This is a genomic window from Curtobacterium sp. MCBD17_028, from assembly GCF_003234875.1.
GTDB lineage: Bacteria > Actinomycetota > Actinomycetes > Actinomycetales > Microbacteriaceae > Curtobacterium.
The window spans coordinates 340,543-358,673 of record NZ_QKTQ01000002.1; the positions used below are offsets into that span (position 1 = coordinate 340,543).

Annotated in this window: 17 protein-coding genes; 7 read left to right on the forward strand and 10 right to left on the reverse strand. The window is 72.5% G+C overall.

Annotation, left to right across the window (positions count from 1 at the left end; genetic code table 11):
* Positions 1 to 6 precede the first annotated feature (6 nt).
* The 4 genes from DEI86_RS03905 to DEI86_RS03920 all read right to left on the reverse strand — a co-directional run bounded on the left by DEI86_RS03905 (position 7) and on the right by DEI86_RS03920 (position 3,620).
* Entirely contained in the window at positions 7 to 1,275 is a 1,269-nt protein-coding gene (locus DEI86_RS03905) for an MFS transporter (protein ID WP_111009238.1), read from the reverse strand.
* A gap of 259 nt (positions 1,276 to 1,534) precedes the next feature.
* Complete coding sequence (locus DEI86_RS03910) at positions 1,535 to 1,738, reverse strand: hypothetical protein (protein ID WP_111013750.1); 204 nt, start codon at positions 1,736 to 1,738, stop codon at positions 1,535 to 1,537.
* A 284-nt stretch (positions 1,739 to 2,022) separates the two neighbouring features.
* A complete protein-coding gene (locus tag DEI86_RS03915; protein ID WP_111048850.1) occupies positions 2,023 to 2,331 on the reverse strand; it encodes a thiamine-binding protein in 309 nt (102 codons plus the stop codon).
* On the reverse strand, positions 2,328 to 3,620 hold the full coding sequence (locus tag DEI86_RS03920) for a glycosyltransferase 87 family protein (protein WP_146244858.1): 1,293 nt from the start codon (positions 3,618 to 3,620) through the stop codon (positions 2,328 to 2,330). The genes DEI86_RS03915 and DEI86_RS03920 overlap by 4 nt, the downstream gene beginning before the upstream one ends.
* Before the next feature lie 125 nt (positions 3,621 to 3,745).
* Here DEI86_RS03920 and DEI86_RS03925 point away from each other — a divergent pair, with 125 nt between their 5' ends.
* The 3 genes from DEI86_RS03925 (at position 3,746) to DEI86_RS03935 (ending at position 5,395) form a co-directional block, all read left to right on the forward strand.
* The gene (locus DEI86_RS03925; protein ID WP_111048852.1) at positions 3,746 to 4,435 is read left to right on the forward strand and encodes a YceI family protein; all 690 of its coding nucleotides are present in this window, start codon (positions 3,746 to 3,748) and stop codon (positions 4,433 to 4,435) included.
* 49 nt (positions 4,436 to 4,484) lie between these two features.
* Positions 4,485 to 4,673 (forward strand): hypothetical protein, encoded by a 189-nt coding sequence (locus DEI86_RS03930; RefSeq protein WP_111009243.1) that lies wholly within the window; start codon positions 4,485 to 4,487, stop codon positions 4,671 to 4,673.
* Positions 4,674 to 4,759: 86 nt separating this feature from the next.
* Positions 4,760 to 5,395 (forward strand): TetR/AcrR family transcriptional regulator, encoded by a 636-nt coding sequence (locus DEI86_RS03935; RefSeq protein ID WP_111009244.1) that lies wholly within the window; start codon positions 4,760 to 4,762, stop codon positions 5,393 to 5,395.
* A gap of 13 nt (positions 5,396 to 5,408) precedes the next feature.
* On the opposite strand, the gene DEI86_RS03940 is transcribed toward DEI86_RS03935, so the two are convergent.
* A complete protein-coding gene (locus DEI86_RS03940) occupies positions 5,409 to 6,239 on the reverse strand; it encodes an ADP/ATP-dependent (S)-NAD(P)H-hydrate dehydratase (RefSeq protein ID WP_111035969.1) in 831 nt (276 codons plus the stop codon).
* 165 nt (positions 6,240 to 6,404) lie between these two features.
* On the opposite strand from DEI86_RS03940, the gene DEI86_RS03945 reads away from it, so the two are divergent.
* The 3 genes from DEI86_RS03945 (at position 6,405) to DEI86_RS03955 (ending at position 8,767) form a co-directional block, all read left to right on the forward strand.
* Entirely contained in the window at positions 6,405 to 7,484 is a 1,080-nt protein-coding gene (locus DEI86_RS03945; RefSeq protein WP_111048853.1) for an NADH:flavin oxidoreductase/NADH oxidase, read from the forward strand.
* Between the two features lie 46 nt (positions 7,485 to 7,530).
* A complete protein-coding gene (locus tag DEI86_RS03950; protein ID WP_111013744.1) occupies positions 7,531 to 8,229 on the forward strand; it encodes a YafY family protein in 699 nt (232 codons plus the stop codon).
* 130 nt (positions 8,230 to 8,359) lie between these two features.
* Entirely contained in the window at positions 8,360 to 8,767 is a 408-nt protein-coding gene (locus DEI86_RS03955; protein WP_111048854.1) for a VOC family protein, read from the forward strand.
* 60 nt (positions 8,768 to 8,827) lie between these two features.
* Here the strand turns inward: DEI86_RS03955 and DEI86_RS03960 are convergent, their stop codons facing one another.
* The 3 genes from DEI86_RS03960 to DEI86_RS03970 form a co-directional block, all read right to left on the reverse strand.
* Positions 8,828 to 9,865, reverse strand: a complete 1,038-nt coding sequence (locus tag DEI86_RS03960) for a hemolysin family protein (protein ID WP_111009249.1) — start codon at positions 9,863 to 9,865, stop codon at positions 8,828 to 8,830.
* Complete coding sequence (locus DEI86_RS03965) at positions 9,862 to 11,256, reverse strand: hemolysin family protein (RefSeq protein WP_111009250.1); 1,395 nt, start codon at positions 11,254 to 11,256, stop codon at positions 9,862 to 9,864. Before DEI86_RS03965 ends, DEI86_RS03960 begins: the two co-directional genes overlap by 4 nt.
* A 205-nt stretch (positions 11,257 to 11,461) precedes the next feature.
* Positions 11,462 to 12,901: a GuaB1 family IMP dehydrogenase-related protein gene (locus DEI86_RS03970; protein ID WP_111009251.1), complete on the reverse strand. Its 1,440-nt coding sequence runs from the start codon at positions 12,899 to 12,901 to the stop codon at positions 11,462 to 11,464.
* 220 nt (positions 12,902 to 13,121) lie between these two features.
* Here DEI86_RS03970 and DEI86_RS03975 point away from each other — a divergent pair, with 220 nt between their 5' ends.
* Positions 13,122 to 16,901, forward strand: a complete 3,780-nt coding sequence (locus tag DEI86_RS03975) for a multifunctional oxoglutarate decarboxylase/oxoglutarate dehydrogenase thiamine pyrophosphate-binding subunit/dihydrolipoyllysine-residue succinyltransferase subunit (RefSeq protein WP_111048855.1) — start codon at positions 13,122 to 13,124, stop codon at positions 16,899 to 16,901.
* 81 nt (positions 16,902 to 16,982) lie between these two features.
* On the opposite strand, the gene DEI86_RS03980 is transcribed toward DEI86_RS03975, so the two are convergent.
* Both DEI86_RS03980 and DEI86_RS03985 read right to left on the reverse strand, forming a co-directional pair.
* Positions 16,983 to 17,225 (reverse strand): zf-HC2 domain-containing protein, encoded by a 243-nt coding sequence (locus tag DEI86_RS03980; protein WP_111009253.1) that lies wholly within the window; start codon positions 17,223 to 17,225, stop codon positions 16,983 to 16,985.
* Complete coding sequence (locus tag DEI86_RS03985) at positions 17,222 to 18,127, reverse strand: sigma-70 family RNA polymerase sigma factor (RefSeq protein ID WP_284158401.1); 906 nt, start codon at positions 18,125 to 18,127, stop codon at positions 17,222 to 17,224. Before DEI86_RS03985 ends, DEI86_RS03980 begins: the two co-directional genes overlap by 4 nt.
* Between the last annotated feature and the right edge of the window lie 4 nt (positions 18,128 to 18,131).

Below are 18,131 nucleotides of genomic sequence, written 5' to 3' on the forward strand. Positions count from 1 at the left end.
CGCACGTCAGACGGTCGGCACCGGCGACGTGATCGGGCCGGTGCGCGGGTGCTGGTCCCGCGCCAGGGCCGTGCGACGGTTCGTCCGCCGCTCCATCGAGAAGCTGATGGTGATGATGCCGAGGCCGAGCAGTGCCAGGACGATGCCGATCCAGCCCGGGGCGGCGTAGCCCCAGCCGGCGGCGATCGCGCTGCCCCCGAGGAGCGCGCCGAGGCTGTTCCCGATGTTGAACGCCGAGTGGTTGAGCGCCGCGGCGATGCCCTTCGACTCCCCCGCGACGTCCATGAGCCGCGACTGGACACTCGGCGAGATCATGGACGAGGTGGCACCGAGGGCGAACATCCCGACGAACAGCCCGACGACGGTCGCGGCGGTGAGCGTCACGAGCAGGAGCGCGGCGATGAGCGCGGCGAAACCGACGTACGTGGCCCGGCGCAGGTCGACGTCGGCGAAGTGACCACCCGCGATGTTGCCGACCGTCATGCCGACGCCGACGGTGACGAGCACGAACGGAACGAACGACACGGGCAGGTGCGTGACGTGCTGCACCAGCGGTGAGATGTACGAGTACACGGCGAAGAAGCCGCCGAAGCCGATGGCACCGCACGCCATCATGATCCACACCTGCGGGACCCGGAACGCGCGGAGCTCCCGCCGGAACGACGCGCCCGGCTCGGCCGGGTGGAACGGTACGAGCGTGGCGACCGCGACGAAGGTGAGCGCGAACAGCGCCGCGACGATGAGGTACGCGGCGCGCCATCCGGCGTGCTGACCGATGAACGTGACGAGCGGGACGCCGACGACGTTCGCGATGGTGAGTCCGCCGAGCACCATCGACACGCCCTTGCCGCGGCTGCCCGGGCCCATGATCTCCGCGGCCACGAGCGAGGCGATGCCGAAGTACGCCCCGTGCGGCAGGCCGGCCACGAACCGCGCCGCGAGGACGAGGCCGAACGACGGGAGCACCGCGCTGGCGACCGTGGCGAGCGTGAAACCCACGAGCAGGCCGAGCAGGAGCTGCTTGCGGGGGAACCGCGCCGCCGCCGCCGCGATCGTCGGAGCGCCGACGACGACGCCCAGCGCGTAGGCGCTGACCAGCCAGCCCGCGTGGGCGATACCGGCCTCGGGGTCGACCACGTACTGGTGGTGCAGCAGGGAGGACGCGAGGTTCGGCAGGAGGCCCATGGCGACGAACTCGGTCGTGCCGATGGCGAACCCACCGAGGGCGAGCGCGAGGAGCGCCGCGGTCTTGCGCGCGGGCGTGAGCGTGGTCATGGCGTGTCTTCCGGCGGGGGTCGGACGGGATCGCACCGCGGAGCTGGTGTCAGGGCCCCGCTGCTCCCTCGCCGCGCCGACGGGGCCGTCACGACCGGCGGAGCCGGGGCGCTCGGCGGCGAGCATGCCCGTTCGCAACGGGCTCCGTCCATGCTAGGTCGGCATCAGTGGCCTCGGAAGCACAGCTCGGCGTGTCCGGTCGAATCGGTTCGACCTGCTCGACGTCCGGCCCACGCCTCGGTTCGAGCCGTGCATGCGCTCAGGCCGCGCGAGCCGCGACCTCGTTGTCGTCGCTGCGGTCACGGGCGGACGACCTCGGCTCGGGAAGCGCGTCACGCCAGGTCCAGCCGACACCGCACTCGGTGCAGGTCGCCCACGCCTGCTCGCCGTGCTCCGGCCCGTCGCCGGTGTCCACCAGCACGGTCTGCAGATCGCAGTCGGGGCACCATCCCTCGAAGATCATCCGAGCCTCCTGTCCGTGACCACGCCGTGGCCCGTCGCGCTTCGTCCTGTCGACCGGGTCGGGCAGGTCCCTGGTGTGGCGATCACGTCCGCCCCGATGATCCAAGGACACACCCGACCACCGACATCGCCGGAACCACCGCGGCGTGTCGGCCGATCACGCACGCGGCGCTCCCAGGTCTGCGCATGCGCCGCTCGCGGCGAGCACCGGAGCCGGCCGAAGTCGCGGCCAGGTCAGCGCTCAGCCACGGCCCCCGCAGTGCTCAGTCGCGGCGCCAGCAGTGCTCAGTCGCGGCCCAGAGCGCGCTCGAGGCGGGCGAGCTTGCCGTCGATCTCGCCCGTGTGCCCCGGCCGGATGTCGGCCTTGAGCACGAGGGACACGCGCGTGCCGAAGGGTGCGACGGCCTCGGTCGCGGCCTTGACCACGGCCATGACCTCGTCCCACTCGCCCTCGAGCTCGGTGAACATCGACGAGGTGCGGTTCGGGAGCCCGGACGCCCGCACGACGCGGACAGCCGCGGCGACGGCGTCGTGCACCGAGCCGTCCTCGGCGGTGGGACCGCCGGACGGGGCGACGGAGAACGCGACGATCATGCGTCCATCGTGCCACCGACCCGTCGACCGTCCTCCCGGTCGCCGGCGGTGACGGGACGTCGCATGCGGACGAGCGCGACGACCGCCCACACGAGGATCGCCAGCTCGAGCGCGTTCCGCACGGACAGGACCGCGAGGGTCACCGGGTCGAGCGCCAGCAGCCGGTCGTACGGGGCGGGGTACACCAGCTGCGTGGTGAACGCGGTGACGAGGGCGAGCCCCGCCGGCGCCAGGAAGCGCAGGGCGCTCGCCCGACCCGCCAGGAGGCCCCACACCACCGGCACCGCGAACCACCCGATGTACTGCGGGGACCCGACCTTGTTCGTGACGAGCAGCGCGCCGACGAGCGCGGTCGCGAGGACCGGAGCGACCTCGGCTCGTCGTGCGCCGCCGGTCACGGCCCACAGGGCGAGGAGCACCACGGCCACGACGACGAGTGCCATGAACGGTGTCGAGAGGGCGGCGGCGGCGGCCGTCCCGGATCCACGCACCTGGAACGTCAGGATCGTCTGGTCGTAGTACACGACGGTGCCGGGCACCCCGGCGTGCGCGCGCCACAGGAACGCGGTCGCCAGCGGCGCCTCGATCTGGAGGCCCCGCCCGGTCTGCTGCCCGACGAACGACAGCAGGTGGGCGCCCCCGCCGAGCACGAGGTCGACCAGCACCACGACGAGGGTCGTCGCCCCGGCCGCCATGAGCACCGGCCGACGACCGCGCCGCAGGAGCACGAGCGTCCCGACGAGCACGGCCGGCCAGACCTTGATCCAGGCTGCGAGGGTGAACAGGGACGACGCGACGGCCGGACGCGCGGCGAGGACGACCACGCCGGCGAGGGCGAGACACGTCGCCACGGTGTCGATCCGACCGAGGGCGATCGGTCCGAGCGCCACGAGGAACACCGTCCACCACCACGCAACGCGCACCCCGAGGACGCGGTGCCGCCAGAGCAGCACGAACACCCCGAGGTCGAGCACGGTCATGAGCACGAGCCAGCCGGTGCCGATGGTCGCGACACCCCCCGCCGCGGCGAGCACCATCGGCACGAGGGCGACCACCGGGTAGACCCAGTCGCGGTCGATGCCGACCCAGGTGCAGGATGCGGCGCCCTCGGCGACCCAGTTCCGGTAGGTGTACGTGACGTCGCCGAGCGGCAGGTTCGGGAGCACGCGGTCGAGGTACCAGAGCAGTGCGTGCACGCCGAGGAACGCGACCACGAGCGCGATGTCCGCCGAGCGGGCGACGAGGGCGCGACGCGCGTGCGACGCGACGGCGTCAGGCGGGGCGGTCACCACCGGACGAGCGTAGCGGTGGCCGGTGCGGGTGCCCGCGGCGACGGGCGGCGTTCCTGCGGTCCGTGGCGGGGTCTCCAGGGGCCTCCCAGGGGTGACGCAGCGCGCCGTGCCACGGTTCGGCCATGCGCAAGCGGACGATCTGGATCGGCATCGGCGTCGTCGTGGTGGTGTTCGCGGTGATCGCCGCGGTCGTCGGCCCCGTGGTGTACCGGAACCACGTGGATGCCCAGGCCGAGGCGACCCCGAGCGTCGCCGCGAGCCGGGCACCGTCGACGCTCCACACCGCGGAGATGGACGGCACCTGGCGCGTGGCGAGTGGCTCGACCGCGGGGTACCGCGTGCACGAGGTCCTCAACGGGCAGCCGGTCACGGTCACGGGTCGGACGGGGCAGGTGTCCGGCACCGCCACGGTGGCGGGCAGCGCGATCACGGCCGCGACGATCCGGGTCGACGTGGCGAGCATCCACACGGACTCCAGCCAGCGCGACGCGTACTTCCGGGACTCGGCGATGGACGCCGATGCCTTCCCGACCGCCACGTTCACCACGACGGCGTCGATCCCCGGTGCGGTGCCGTCCTCGTCGAGCAGGACGACGACCAGCCGGGTCACCGGGGAACTCACCCTGCACGGCGTGACGCGGACGGTCACGGCGACCATCCAGTCGGGACTCGACGGCGACGGTGCGGACGTGTCCGGCACGATCCCGATCCGGTTCGCCGACTACGGCGTGACCGCCCCGAGTCTCGGGTTCGTCAGGGTCGAGGACACCGGGTCGGTCGAGTTCGAGGTGCACGCGACCCCGGCCTCCTGACCGTCCCTGCCGCACGTCCGCGCACGTGCCCCCGCGTACGGTCCTCGGCATGGGCACCCCGAGCAGCGGAACGATCGACATCCCGGGCCTCGGCCCCGTGGACTGGCGCGGCGAGGACGAGGTGGACGACCGCGGTGGACCGACGAGGCGGGTCGTGCACGAGGCGAAGCGCGCGGACGGCACGAACCTCACCCCTCCCGAGCTGAGCCAGGTCAAGCGGCAACTCGACGCGCGGTAGCCCCGCGCGGGCAGCCTCCGACCCCGCTGCCGTGTCCCCAGGACTGGCGGTCGCGCCGGAGACCCGATCTGCGGTCGGATGGTCGAGTGACCGACACCGCGCTGGACGGGGCTCCGACCGTCGACGACCGCCGCACCCCGATCCTGGAGGCGGCCATCGCGATGTTCCGCGATGTCGCGTTCCACGAGGCGTCGCCCGAGCTGCTCGCGGAGCGCGCGGGGACGACGGTCGCGGAGCTCGAGGAGACGATCGGGCCCTGGGACACCCTCGTGCTCGCCACCATCGAGCACTGGAACGCACAGCGGATGGCACCGATCCTCCCGCTCGCCGAGCGCTACGGCGCCGTGCGGTTCCTCCGCGGCATCGTCGAGGCGAACGTCGAGGACCCGGCGCTCATGCGTCTGCTCACGGCGATGCTCAACATCGCCGCGACGCCCGGGCACCCGCTCGCGCCGCGCCTCCAGGACCGGTGGCTGACGTTCCAGCTCATGGTGCAGCGGCAGCTGTCCCGCGACATCGAGGCCGGACGGGAGCCGGACACCATGGTGCCGGCGTACGGCTCCGAGCAGCTCATCGCGCTCTACGAGGGCCTGCAGCTGCAGTCGATGGTGCGCCCGGGCATGGACCTGGTCGAGGCGTTCGACCGCGCGATCACGCGCATGCGCGAGGGGTGGTCCCGTGCCTACATCCCGCCCGTGTGGGAGATCGACCTGCCGCTGTAGCGCTCCGCCACGCTCAGACGGTCCGTCCGGTCGCGAGGTCCGCGACGACACGCGAGACGTGTTCCGCGAGTGACGTCATCGTGAACGGGCCACCGTCCGAGGCACGGACGGCGGCGGTGCCGTGCAGCACGGCCGCCGTCGCGGCCAGATGCGCCAGGTCCGCCGGTGTCAGGGGCCCCCGCGCGGCCCGCGTCGCCACGAGCGCGCCGAGCACGCCGCCGAGCGCGTCCCCCGCGCCGGCCGCCGCGAGCCACGGGGTGGCGCTGTCCGCGGTGAACGACGGCCCGCCGTCGGGTGTGGCGACGTGCGTGATCCGGCCCTTGAGCAGGACGGTCGAGCCGGTCCGGTCGGCGGCGCGACGCGCGGATCCACGCGGATCTGCCTGCACCGCGGCCCGGTCGACGCCGAGGAGCTTCGCCAGCTCGCCCGCGTGGGGCGTCAGGACGGCGGCCGGTCCGAGGTCGACCGCGCCGAGCGCCCCGGCGTCCACGACGACCGGCACGCCGTCGTCCGACGCGTGCGCGAGCCCCTCACGGGTCTCGGCGTCGAGGGCGTCGGCGTTCGTCCCGGAGCCGACGAGCCACGCCTGGACGCGTCCCACACCGGACACGACCTCGGGGCGTCGCGCGAGCACGAAGTCCGTCGCCCGCTCCGGACCGACGTACCGCACCATGCCGACGCCCGTGTGGACGGCCGCGTCGACACCGATCACGGCAGCGCCCGGGTACGCACTCGACCCCGTCGCGATGCCGAGCACGCCGCGACCGTACTTGTCGGTGTCCGGCTCGGGCGGGGTGATCCAGTCGGCGGCGTCCTCGATGCGGAAGGGGCGGAATGCGTTCACGTCCCCCACGTTACGGTTGACTGGAGGAGTCCGTTCCGCTCGGGGCCACGGAGGACGCCGGGCCGACGGCGGCGCGACGCCGTCCCCGTCCCGCGGGCGCTCCTCCACACCCTCGCTGCACCGTCCGGCGCGGCGGGCACCGCCCCGACACGAGGAGACCACCGCGTGACGCACGCCCTGTTCGAACCCATCACCCTCCGCGGACTCGAGGTCCGCAACCGCATCTGGGTCTCCCCGATGTGCCAGTACTCGGTGGAACGACAGGACGGCGTCCCGACACCGTGGCACCTGGTGCACCTCGGGTCGTTCGCGCGTGGCGGCGCGGGGGCCGTGCTGGCCGAGGCCACGGCCGTCGTGCCGGAGGGACGCATCACCCCGCACGACCTCGGGATCTGGAACGACGAGCAGCGCGACGCCTTCCGTCCGATCGTCGACTTCATCCACAGCCAGGGTGCGGCCGCCGGCATCCAGCTCGCGCACGCCGGCCGGAAGGCGTCGACCCACCGCACCTGGGCCGAACAGCACGGCAGCGTCCCCGCCGACGAGGGCGGATGGACGACCGTCGCGCCGAGTGCGATCGCGTTCGACGGGTACGCCGAGCCGGCCGCGCTCGACGCCGACGGCATCCACGAGGTCGTCCGGGCCTTCGCCGCCGCCGCTCGCCGTGCCGTCGACGCGGGCTTCGACCTGCTCGAGGTGCACGCCGCGCACGGGTACCTGCTCCACCAGTTCCTCTCGCCGCTCAGCAACACCCGGACCGACGCCTACGGAGGCTCCCTCGAGAACCGGGCACGCGCGCTCGTCGAGGTGGTCGACGCCGTCCGGGCCGAGGTCGGCGCCGACGTGCCGATCGTCGTGCGGTTCTCGGCCACCGACTGGGTGGACGGCGGATGGACGCTCGAGGACACCGAGCAGGTGACACGCTGGGTCGCCGAGCACGGAGCCGACATGGTGGACGTCTCGACGGGTGGCAACGTCCCGCAGGCCACCATCCCCGTCGGTCCCGGCTACCAGGTGCCGTTCGCGGCGGCCATCCGAGCGGCGACCGGTGTGCCCACGGCAGCGGTCGGGATGATCGACGAGCCGCACCAGGCCGAGCAGGTCCTCGTCACCGGGCAGGCGGACGTCGTCATGATCGGTCGGGCACTCCTGCGCGACCCGAACTTCGCCCTCCGGGCCGCGGCGGCGCTCCGCGTCGAGCTGCCGTACGCGCCCAAGCAGTACCACCGCGCGCCGATCGTCTAGTCCGGAGCGGGCCCGCTCCGGGCCCGCTCCGGACTATCGTGAGCCCGTGAACCGGACCGACCGCCTGTACGCGATCGTCGAGGAACTCCGTGCAGTCGCACCGCGCCCGCGGAGCGCTGCGTGGCTCGCCGACCGGTTCTCCGTCAGCCGACGCACGATCGAACGCGATGTCAGCGCGCTGCAACAGTCGGGTGCCGCGGTGTGGGCCGAGCCCGGTCGGACGGGTGGCTACTGCATCGACCGCGCGCGGACGCTCCCGCCCGTCAACTTCGGTCCGGACGAGGCGGTCGCGGTCGCGGTCGCCCTGCAGGCCCTCGCCGGCAGCCCGTTCCGCGACGCAGGAGCCGTGGCACTGCGCAAGGTCCTCGCGGCCATGCGGTCCGACGACGCGGACGCCGCGCGGGACCTGGCCGACCGCGTGCACTTCCTCGGCGCGGTCCCGCTCGACGCCGCCGCCCCGCCCGCGCTCGGGCACGCGGTCTCGGCGCGGCGCGTCCTCCGGCTCCGCTACACGGACCGTGCGGGGCGCGCGACACTCCGGGACGTCGAGCCCGTGGGGTGGATCGGCGCCGCCGGCGGGTGGTACCTCCTCGGGTGGTGCCGCCTCCGCGACGACCTCCGCGCGTTCCGCGTCGACCGGATCGACGGCCTCACGGTGACGGCCGAGACCGCGCCGCGCCGGACCGTGCGCCCCGAGGAGATCGCGGTGCCGGACGGGGACCTCCGGACGCTGACACTCGTCTGACGCGGATCGGACATCGGCACCGGAAACACCGACACAGGGCTGTCGCTCGCGCCCGCGATCCTGGTCGTCGCCGCACTCCGCGGCCGTCACCGCGCCGCACCAGCGGCGCCACCGAACCGGGAGCCCCACCGTGAACCTCGTCTCCGTCCGCCTCATCACCGACGACGTCGATCGCCTCGTCGCCTTCCACGAGCGCGTGACCGGTGTCACCGCCGTCCGCCCCGCACCGGACTTCGCCGAACTCCGGACCGCCGGCGGGACCCTCGCGATCGGCAGCACCCGCACGATGGCCGCCGTGCTCGGCGACCGGACGGACCCGAGCACGGGCCGGACGCCGATCGTCGAGTTCCTCGTCGCCGACGTCGACGCGCTGGCGGCCGAGCTCGACGACGGCACGGTCGAGGTGGTCGCACCGCCGACGACGATGCCGTGGGGCAACCGGTCGCTGCTCCTCCGGGATCCCGACGGCACGCTCGTGAACTGCTTCACGCCGGTCACCCCCGCCGCGATCACGAAGTTCGAGGGCGTCCCGCGCTGAGTTCCCGCGTGCCGGCACGAGCCGACCGCGCGCGCCGCCGTCCGGGAGGCGCGACCCGGCTCAGCGACGCCGGGTCGCGTCCTCGACCTCGCCGACGAGTTCCTCGAGGATGTCCTCGAGGAACAGCACGCCCGTCGTCCGACCGTCGGCGTCGAACGCGCGCGCCAGGTGGACACCCGCCGCCCGCATCGTCGCGAGTGCGTCCTCGAGGTCCATGTCGCGGTACAGCGAGATGAGCTGGCGGATGCGCTTCGGCGGCACCGGGTCGTCGAACTCGTCCTCGCGCAGGTCGATGACGTCCTTGACGTGCACGTAGCCCGTCGGGTCGCCGTCGTCGCCGACGAGCACGTACCGGGAGAACCCGCGGGTCGCGACCGCCCGTTCGACGTCGCCCGGCGTGGCGTCGTCCGGGAGCGTCACGAGGTCGGGCATCGGCACCGCGACGTCCCGCACCTTCTTCGCCGTGAACTCGAACGCGGCGGCGAGCGTGCCGGCGGCGTCGACGAGCGTGCCCTCGCGGCGGGACTGCTCCACCATCGTCTGGACCTCGTCGACCGTGAACGCGCTGACGGCCTCGTCCTTCGGCTCGACCCGGAACACGCGGAGGAACCCGTTCGCCAGTGCGTTCAGGACCACGGTGATCCCGCGGACGCCGTGCCCGAGGTACCAGAGCGTCGGGACGAGCACGAGCGCGGCCCGGTCCGGCATCGAGAACGAGATGTTCTTCGGCACCATCTCGCCGAACACGACGTGCAGGAACGACACGATCACGAGCGTGATGACGAACGCGATGGTGCCGGTCACCTCGACGTCCCACCCCGTGAGGTGCAGCGGCCCCTCGAGCAGGTGGTGGATCGAGGGTTCCGAGACGTTGAGGATGAGCAGCGAGCACACGGTGATGCCGAGCTGCGTCGTCGCGAGCATGCGGGTGGCGTGCTCCATCGCCCAGAGCGTGCGCTGCGCGGCCCGCGAGCCCTGCTCCGCGCGCGGTTCGATCTGGGACCGTCGCGCCGAGATGACGGCGAACTCCGCGGCCACGAAGAACGCGTTGCCGAGCAGCAGCACGACGAGCCAGAGGATGCCGAGCCAGTCGCTCATCGCGGGACCCCCAGTCGGACCCCGACCTCGTCCGGCACCTCGGGCGCGATGCTCGACGACCCGGGCACCGCCGGTTCACCCTCGTCGACCGCCGTCGGCGTGGGCGTGAACCGGATGCGGTCGATCCGGCGGCCGTCGAGGCGCTCCACACGGAGCATCCCGCCGTCGACGGGGACCGTGTCGCCGACCACCGGGAGGCGCCCGAGTCGGCTCATCACGAAGCCACCGATGGTCTCGTACGGGCCGTCGTCGGGGACACGGACGCCCGCACGGTCCTGGAGCTCGTCCGGGCGCAGCAGGCCCGGGAACGTCAGCCAGCCCCGGGACCGCACCACGTCGACCCGCGTCCGGTCGTGCTCGTCGGAGACCTCACCGACGAGCTCCTCGACGAGGTCCTCGAGCGTGACGACCCCGGCGGTGCCGCCGTACTCGTCGACGACGATCACCATCTGGTACCCGCGACCGCGGACGGCGGTGAGCAGGGAGTCGAGGTGCATCGTCTCGGGGACGCGCTCGGCCTCGGTCCGGAGCGCACCGACCGGCACCTCCGCCCGTTTGTCGCGCGGTACGGCGACGGCTGCCTTGACGTGCACGATGCCGACGACGTCGTCCGCGTCCTCGTCGATCACCGGGAACCGGCTGAACCCGGTGCGGCGCGCGAGGGCGATGACGTCGGCGGCGGACTCGGCCACCCCGATCGTCGACACTCGCGGGCGCGGCGTCATGACGTCGCTCGCGGTGTGCTCCGAGAACGCGATCGTGCGGGTGAGCAGCGTGGCGGTGTCCTGCTCGAGGCTGCCCTCCATCGCGGATCGGCGGAGCAGGCTCGTGAGCTCCTCGGCGCTCCGGGCACCGGACAGTTCCTCTTGCGGCTCGATCCCGATCGTGCGGAGCACGGCGTTCGCGGTGCCGTTGAGCAACGCGACCGCGGGTCGGAACACCGTCGTGAACACGATCTGCACGGGCACGACGAGTCGGGCGGTACCGAGCGGCAGGGCGAGCGCGAAGTTCTTCGGCACGAGCTCTCCGAGCACCATCGACAGCAGGGTCGCGATGACGAGCGCCACGACGGACCCGACGGGCTCGACGACCTCGTCCGGCAGACCGAGCGCCGTGGACGGGCCCTCGATGAGGTGCGCGATGGAGGGTTCGAGGAGGTACCCGCTGAGGAGCGTGGTGAGCGTGATGCCGAGCTGGGCGCTCGACAGGTGGGTCGCCGTCACCTTGAGCGCCTGGATGACGGGCGTCAGCCCCGCTGCGCCGCGCTCACGCCGGGCCTCGAGGTCGGCGCGGTCGAGGTTGACGAGCGCGAACTCGCTCGCGACGAACACGCCCGTCCCGAGGGTGAGGAGGACGCCGCCCACGAGCATGAGGAGGTCGACGACGGTCATACCGAGGGCCTCCTGAGCAGGAGGAGCTGGCGGCGCGGGCGCGCATGTCGGGCCGCGTTCGGATGTCGGCCCGGCGACGTGCGATCAGGAGGGTCGTCCACAGTGTGGTCAACAGTAGCGCCCGGGGGCCCGCCCTGGCCGGGAATCCCCCCAGCGCGGAACCGATGCGGTCGGCGCGGTGCCGCTCGGCGGGACACGGTCCGGTTCACCAGGACACCGGGACCGGCTTGCCCTCCTCGTACCCCGCGGCGGACTGGATGCCGACGAGCGCACGGTCCGCGAACGCGGGGAGGTCACGTGCGCCGGCGTACGTCGCCGAGCTCCGCACCCCGGCCGTGATCATGTCGAGCAGGTCCTCGACGCTCGGACGCTCCGGGTCGAGGTAGATGGTCGAGGACGAGATCCCCTCGGCGAACAGGGCCTTGCGCGCGCGCTCGTACGGGTCGAGCCGCTCGAACCGCTCGCGAACGGCCTTCGCGGACGCCATCCCCCAGCTCTCCTTGTACCGTCGCCCCTGCGCGTCGACCTTGAGGACGCCCGGCGCCTCGACCGTGCCGGCGAACCACGACCCGATCATGACGCTCGCGGCGCCGGCCGCCAGGGCGAGGGCGACGTCGCGTGGGTACCGGACACCGCCGTCCGCCCAGACGTGGGCACCGAGCGCCCGTGCCGCCGCCGCGGTCTCGAGCACCGCCGAGAACTGCGGCCGCCCGACCGCGGTCATCATGCGGGTCGTGCACATGGCCCCAGGGCCGACACCGACCTTGATGATCGAGGCGCCCGCGTCGACGAGGTGCGTCACCGCGTCGGCGGTCACGACGTTGCCCGCGACGAGCGGGACGCCGAGTCCGAGGTCGGCCACGGTGCGCAGCGCACGGAGCATGCCCTCCTGGTGCCCGTGGGCGGTGTCGAGGACGAGCACGTCGACGCCCGCGGCGACGAGCGCGGACGCCTTGCGTGCCACGTCGCCGTTGATGCCGACCGCGGCGGCGACCCGGAGCCTCCCGTCCGCGTCGACCGCGGGCCGGTAGATGCCGGAACGGATCGCACTCGTGGGACTCGTGGTGCCGACGACGCGACCGTGCCGGAGGACGGGCGCGAAGTCGACCTCGGCGGCGGCGAGCAGGTCGAACACGGCCCGCGGCGAGTCGACGTCGTCGGCGTCGATCGCGGTCACCGCGCCGTGCAGGAGATCCCCGACGGTCGCGTCCTCGCCGGCGGTCGCGAGCCGGACCGCGGGGACGCAGCCGAGGTACTCCCCGCCGGCGTCCTGCACGACGACGCCGTGCCCGGGGACCGGCGCGAGCTGCGTCAGCGCCTCGGCGACGGTCGTGTCGGGCGTCATCGTGACCGGGGTGTCGTGATCGACCGGCTGGGCCTTGACCCAGCGGATGGCGGCGTCCAGGTCCTGCGGGTGCATGTCCTGCGGCAGGACCCCGAGGCCGCCGCGCCGCGCCAACGTGGCCGCGAGCCGCGGACCCGTGACCGAGTTCATGTTGGCGCTGACGACCGGGATGGTCGCGCCGGTGCCGTCGGGCGGCGTGAGGTCGACGTCGAACCGGCTCGACACGCCGGAGCGGCTCGGCACGAGGAACACGTCCGAGTACGTCAGGTCGTGGGTCGGTCGCGTCTCGTAGAACCTCATGCGCTCACCGTAATACGGCCCTCCTCGGGGGCGACCGTGTCGCAGCGGGGTGACGGCCACCGGCGCGGACGGGTCCGTCCAGACACCCTGGGCGCTCCCGCCGAGGCGGCCCGCAGGCGGGTTAGGCTTGACGGGCGCGGGCGATGCTGCCCGCACGGTGCACGGGTCGTGTGTGTGCGACCGGCACCAGCATCAATCGACGGAGAGTGGGCGATCGGCTGTGTCGAGCCATCTGACGGGGACATCGGACGAGACCGCAGGCGAATTCGGCGCGAACGAGTGGCTGGTGGACGAGCTCTACGAGCAGTTCCTGGTCGACAGGGACGCCGTGGACCGGTCCTGGTGGCCGGTCCTCGAGAGCTACCACCGGACGCAGGTGAGCGACGCGGGCGCGTCCGACGACCGCCCGGGAGGCCCGTCCCCGGCTGCCGGGTCAGCTCCCGACCCGGCGGGTCCCGTCGAGCCGGCCGCGCCGGTCGCGCAGCCCGCGCGCGCCGCGGACGGCGGCGCCCCGCGTACCTCCTCGACGCAGATGCCGGCACGGACGACGTCGAAGCAGCCGACCCCGGCCCCGATCCCGGCCGATCCGAGCGACGAGCGGGACGACCACGAGGAGACCCACGAGGACGTCCGGACGCCGCTGCGGGGCATGGCGAAGACCCTCGCCGCGAACATGGAGGCCTCGCTCCAGGTGCCGACCGCGACGAGCGTGCGGACGATCCCCGCGAAGCTCATGATCGACAACCGCATCGTCATCAACAACCACCTGCGGCGGACGCGCGGCGGCAAGGTGTCCTTCACGCACCTCATCGGCTGGGCGCTCGTCAAGGCGATCCAGGAGTTCCCGAGCCAGAACGTCTACCACGACGAGCAGGACGGCAAGCCCGTCGTCGTGACCCCGGCACACGTCGGCCTCGGCATCGCCATCGACGTCCCGAAGTCCGACGGCACCCGTGCGCTGCTCGTCCCGAGCATCAAGCGCGCCGAGACCCTGACGTTCTCGCAGTTCATCGCGGCGTACGAGGACCTCGTCAAGCGCGCGCGGGCGAACAAGCTCACGGCCGAGGACTTCGCCGGCACGACGATCTCGCTGACGAACCCGGGCGGCATCGGCACGGTGCACTCCGTGCCGCGGCTCATGAAGGGGCAGGGGTCGATCATCGGCGCCGGTGCCCTCGAGTACCCGGCGCAGTTCCAGGGGTCCGCGCCGAAGACCCTGGTCGAGCTCGGGGTCGGCAAGACGATCACGCTGACGAGCACCTACGACCACCGCGTCATCCAGGGCGCCGGGTCCGGGGAGTTCCTCAAGACGGTCCACGAGCTGCTCATCGGCGAGCGCGGCTTCTACGAGGGCATCTTCGCGGCGCTCCGGATCCCGTACAAGCCGATCCGCTGGGCGAACGACATCAACGTCGACCTGTCGTCGCGGGTCAACAAGACCGCCCGCGTGCAGGAGCTCATCAACAGCTTCCGGGTGCGCGGACACCTCATGGCGGACATCGACCCGCTCGAGTACCAGCAGCGGACCCACCCGGACCTCGAGATCGAGAACCACGGGCTGACGTTCTGGGACCTCGACCGCGAGTTCGTCACGGGTGGCCTCGCCGGCACCACGAGCGCGCCGCTCCGGGACATCCTCGGGATCCTCCGCGACTCGTACTGCCGCACGATCGGCGTGGAGTACATGCACATCCAGGACCCGGCCCAGCGCCGGTGGATGCAGGACCACGTCGAGGTGCCGTACGCCAAGCCGGGCAAGGACGAGCAGCTGCGGATCCTCGGCAAGCTCAACGAGGCCGAGGCGTTCGAGACGTTCCTGCAGACGAAGTACGTCGGCCAGAAGCGGTTCAGCCTCGAGGGCAGCGAGTCGATGATCGCGTTCCTCGACACGCTCATCCAGGAGTCCGCGCGCGAGGGTCTCGACGAGGTCGCGATCGGCATGGCGCACCGTGGTCGGCTCAACGTGCTCACGAACATCGCGGGCAAGACCTACGGGCAGATCTTCCGCGAGTTCGAGGGGACACAGCTGCCCGGCGCCGTCGCGGGCCAGGGCTCCGGCGACGTCAAGTACCACGTCGGGACGGAGGGCGTGTTCCGCTCGGCTGAGGGCACCGCGATCCCGGTGACCATCGCCGCGAACCCGTCGCACCTCGAGGCCGTCGACGGCGTGCTCGAGGGCATCGTCCGCGGCAAGCAGGACCGGACCCCGATCGGCACCTTCGGTGTCCTGCCGGTGCTCGTCCACGGCGACGCGGCGATGGCCGGACAGGGCGTGGTCGTCGAGACCCTGCAGCTGTCGCAGTTGCGGGGCTACCGCACGGGTGGCACCGTCCACGTCGTGGTGAACAACCAGGTCGGGTTCACGACGTCGCCGAGCGCGTCGCGGTCGTCGGTGTACTCGACCGACGTCGCCAAGACGATCCAGGCGCCGGTCTTCCACGTGAACGGGGACGACCCGGAGGCCGTGGCACGCGTCGCCGAGATCGCGTTCGCGTACCGGCAGCAGTTCCACCGCGACGTCGTCATCGACCTCGTCTCGTACCGCCGCCGCGGCCACAACGAGGGCGACGACCCGTCGATGACGCAGCCGCTCATGTACAACCTCATCGAGGCGAAGCGCTCGGTCCGCACGCTGTACACCGACGCCCTCGTCGGTCGCGGCGACATCACGCAGGACGAGTACGACCAGGCGCACCGGGACTTCCAGGACCGCCTCGAGCGTGCGTTCGCCGAGACCCACGAGGCACAGACGGGGTCGATCCCGGTCGTCCCCGCGGACGGCGGCGCGGTGCAGGGCCTCGAACGGCCCTCCGCGCAGCGCGACGACTCGGAGCACGAGGTGCACGAGACGGCGGTGAGCGCGGACGTCCTCCGACTCGTCGGCGACGCGCACGACAACCACCCGGCGGGGTTCACGGTCCACCCGAAGCTCCAGCAGCTGCTCACCAAGCGCGTCGACATGTCGCGCAGCGGCGGCATCGACTGGGCGTTCGCGGAGCTCGCCGCGATCGGGTCCCTCCTCGTCGAGGGCAAGCCGGTCCGGCTCACCGGTCAGGACACCCGGCGAGGCACCTTCGTGCAGCGCCAGGCGGTGTTCCACGACCGCGTCAACGGCCAGGAGTGGCTCCCCCTCGCGAACCTCACCGAGGACCAGGGCCGGCTGTACATCTACGACTCGCCGCTCAGTGAGTACGCGGCCATGGCGTTCGAGTACGGCTACTCCGTGGAGCGGCCCGAGGCCCTCGTCATGTGGGAGGCCCAGTTCGGCGACTTCGCCAACGGGGCGCAGACGGTGATCGACGAGTTCATCTCGTCGGCCGAGCAGAAGTGGGGCCAGCGGTCCGGGCTCGTGCTGCTCCTCCCCCACGGCTACGAGGGCCAGGGGCCGGACCACTCCTCGGCTCGGATCGAGCGCTACCTGCAGCTCTGCGCCGAGGACAACATGGTCGTGGCGCGGCCGTCGACCCCGGCGTCGTACTTCCACCTGCTCCGTCGGCAGGCCCACGCGCGTCCGCAGAAGCCGCTCGTGGTGTTCACGCCGAAGGCGATGCTCCGCATGCGGCAGGCGACGAGCGCGGTCGAGGAGTTCACCACCGGCGGGTTCCGCGAGGTGATCGACGACCAGCGGATCGCCGATCGCCAGGCCGTACGGCGGGTCGTGCTCCACTCGGGCAAGATCCACCACGACCTCGCTGCCGAGGTCGCCAAGCGCGGGGTCGAGGACGTCGCACTCGTCCGACTCGAGCAGCTCGCGCCGCTCCCGCTCGACCAGATCCTCGCGACCCTCCGCTCCTACCCGCAGGCGGACCTCGTCTGGGCGCAGGAGGAGCCGGAGAACCAGGGCGCCTGGCCGTTCGTCTGCATGGCGCTGTCGCGCCACCTCGACGGCCGTCCGCTCTCGGTGTCGTCACGTCCCGCCAGCGCGGCTCCGGCGACGGGGTCGTCGAAGCGCTCCGCGAGCGAGGCGGCCGAGGTCATCGACCGCGCGCTCACCATCTGATCGGGCGCCGACCCCGACCGGCCGGGAGGCCCCCCGCACCGCCGCCGACGAGGCGGACGGCGAGCGGGCCTCCCGGTCGGGTCAGTGGGTCGCCTGCGCCTCGCGCAGCGCGGCGATGACCTGGGTCCGCAGGTCCTCCGGGGCGGTCTCCTTGCAGGCGCGCTGCACGGCCGTCATGAGCACCACGCCGACGCGGTGCTCGCTCGAGCAGTCCTCGCAGCCGGCCATGTGCTCGCGGATGTCCGCGAGGTCGTCGCGCTCGAGCTCGTCGTGCAGGAACTCCTCGAGCTCCGCCTTGGCCTTCGAGCAGTCGCAGCCGCTCATCGTCCGTTCCTCCCCGTGCTCCGGCCCGTCGTGGCGGGCGTCTTCGTGGTGCGGGTCCGCGGGCGCATCGTCTCCGTCGACGCTGCGTCGGGCACCACACCGGTCTCTCGTGCGTGGTCGGCCAGGAGCCCGCGGAGCAGGCGCCGGCCGCGGTGGAGCCGGCTCATGACCGTGCCCACCGGGGTCTTCATGATGTCGGCGATCTCCTGGTAGGAGAACCCCTCGACGTCGGCGAAGTAGACCGCCATCCGGAAGTCCTCGGGGATCGCCTGCAGGGCGTCCTTGACCGCGGACGACGGCAGGTGGTCGATCGCGTCGGCCTCGGCCGAGCGCGACGAGATGCTCTGCGTGACGCTCTCCGCCCCGCCGAGCTGCCAGTCCTCGAGCTCGTCGATGGTGCCCTGGTAGGGGTTCCGCTGGTTCTTCCGGTAGCTGTTGATGAACGTGTTCGTCAGGATCCGGTACAGCCAGGCCTTGAGGTTCGTGCCCTGCCGGAACGACCGGAACGCCGCGAACGCCTTGACGAAGGTCTCCTGCACGAGGTCCGACGCGTCGGCCGGGTTCCGTGTCATCCGCATCGCCGCGCCGTACAGCTGGTCCATGAACGGCAACGCCTGCTCCTCGAACAGCCGGCGGAGCTCCTGCGCGTCGGGGGTCGTGACCGCGTCCGCACCGTCCGTCTCGGCGAGCGCGAGGGACTCCTCCTCGACGGCGTCGAGCTGCTCCTCCGTCTCGTCGACCGGGGGTCGTCCGAGCGGACCGTCGGGGTTCGTCGCGTCGTCCTGGCTCGTCATCGCCCGCCATCGTAGTCGGCGGTCGTCGTCGAGGTCCCCGATCAGCGACGTCGACGCGGACGGGAACGTCCGCACCCGTGGACGCTCCGTTGTCAGCGCGGTGGCCATGGTC

Coding starts and splice junctions, on each gene's coding strand:
- DEI86_RS03905 (WP_111009238.1), bottom strand. CDS start 1,275: ATGACCACGCTCACGCCCGCGCGCAAGACCGCGGCGCTCCTCGCGCTC.
- DEI86_RS03910 (WP_111013750.1), bottom strand. CDS start 1,738: ATGATCTTCGAGGGATGGTGCCCCGACTGCGATCTGCAGACCGTGCTG.
- DEI86_RS03915 (WP_111048850.1), bottom strand. CDS start 2,331: ATGATCGTCGCGTTCTCCGTCGCCCCGTCCGGCGGTCCCACCGCCGAG.
- DEI86_RS03925 (WP_111048852.1), top strand. CDS start 3,746: ATGCGCAAGCGGACGATCTGGATCGGCATCGGCGTCGTCGTGGTGGTG.
- DEI86_RS03930 (WP_111009243.1), top strand. CDS start 4,485: ATGGGCACCCCGAGCAGCGGAACGATCGACATCCCGGGCCTCGGCCCC.
- DEI86_RS03960 (WP_111009249.1), bottom strand. CDS start 9,865: ATGAGCGACTGGCTCGGCATCCTCTGGCTCGTCGTGCTGCTGCTCGGC.
- DEI86_RS03965 (WP_111009250.1), bottom strand. CDS start 11,256: ATGACCGTCGTCGACCTCCTCATGCTCGTGGGCGGCGTCCTCCTCACC.
- DEI86_RS03970 (WP_111009251.1), bottom strand. CDS start 12,901: ATGAGGTTCTACGAGACGCGACCGACCCACGACCTGACGTACTCGGAC.
- DEI86_RS03980 (WP_111009253.1), bottom strand. CDS start 17,225: ATGAGCGGCTGCGACTGCTCGAAGGCCAAGGCGGAGCTCGAGGAGTTC.
- DEI86_RS03985 (WP_284158401.1), bottom strand. CDS start 18,127: ATGGCCACCGCGCTGACAACGGAGCGTCCACGGGTGCGGACGTTCCCG.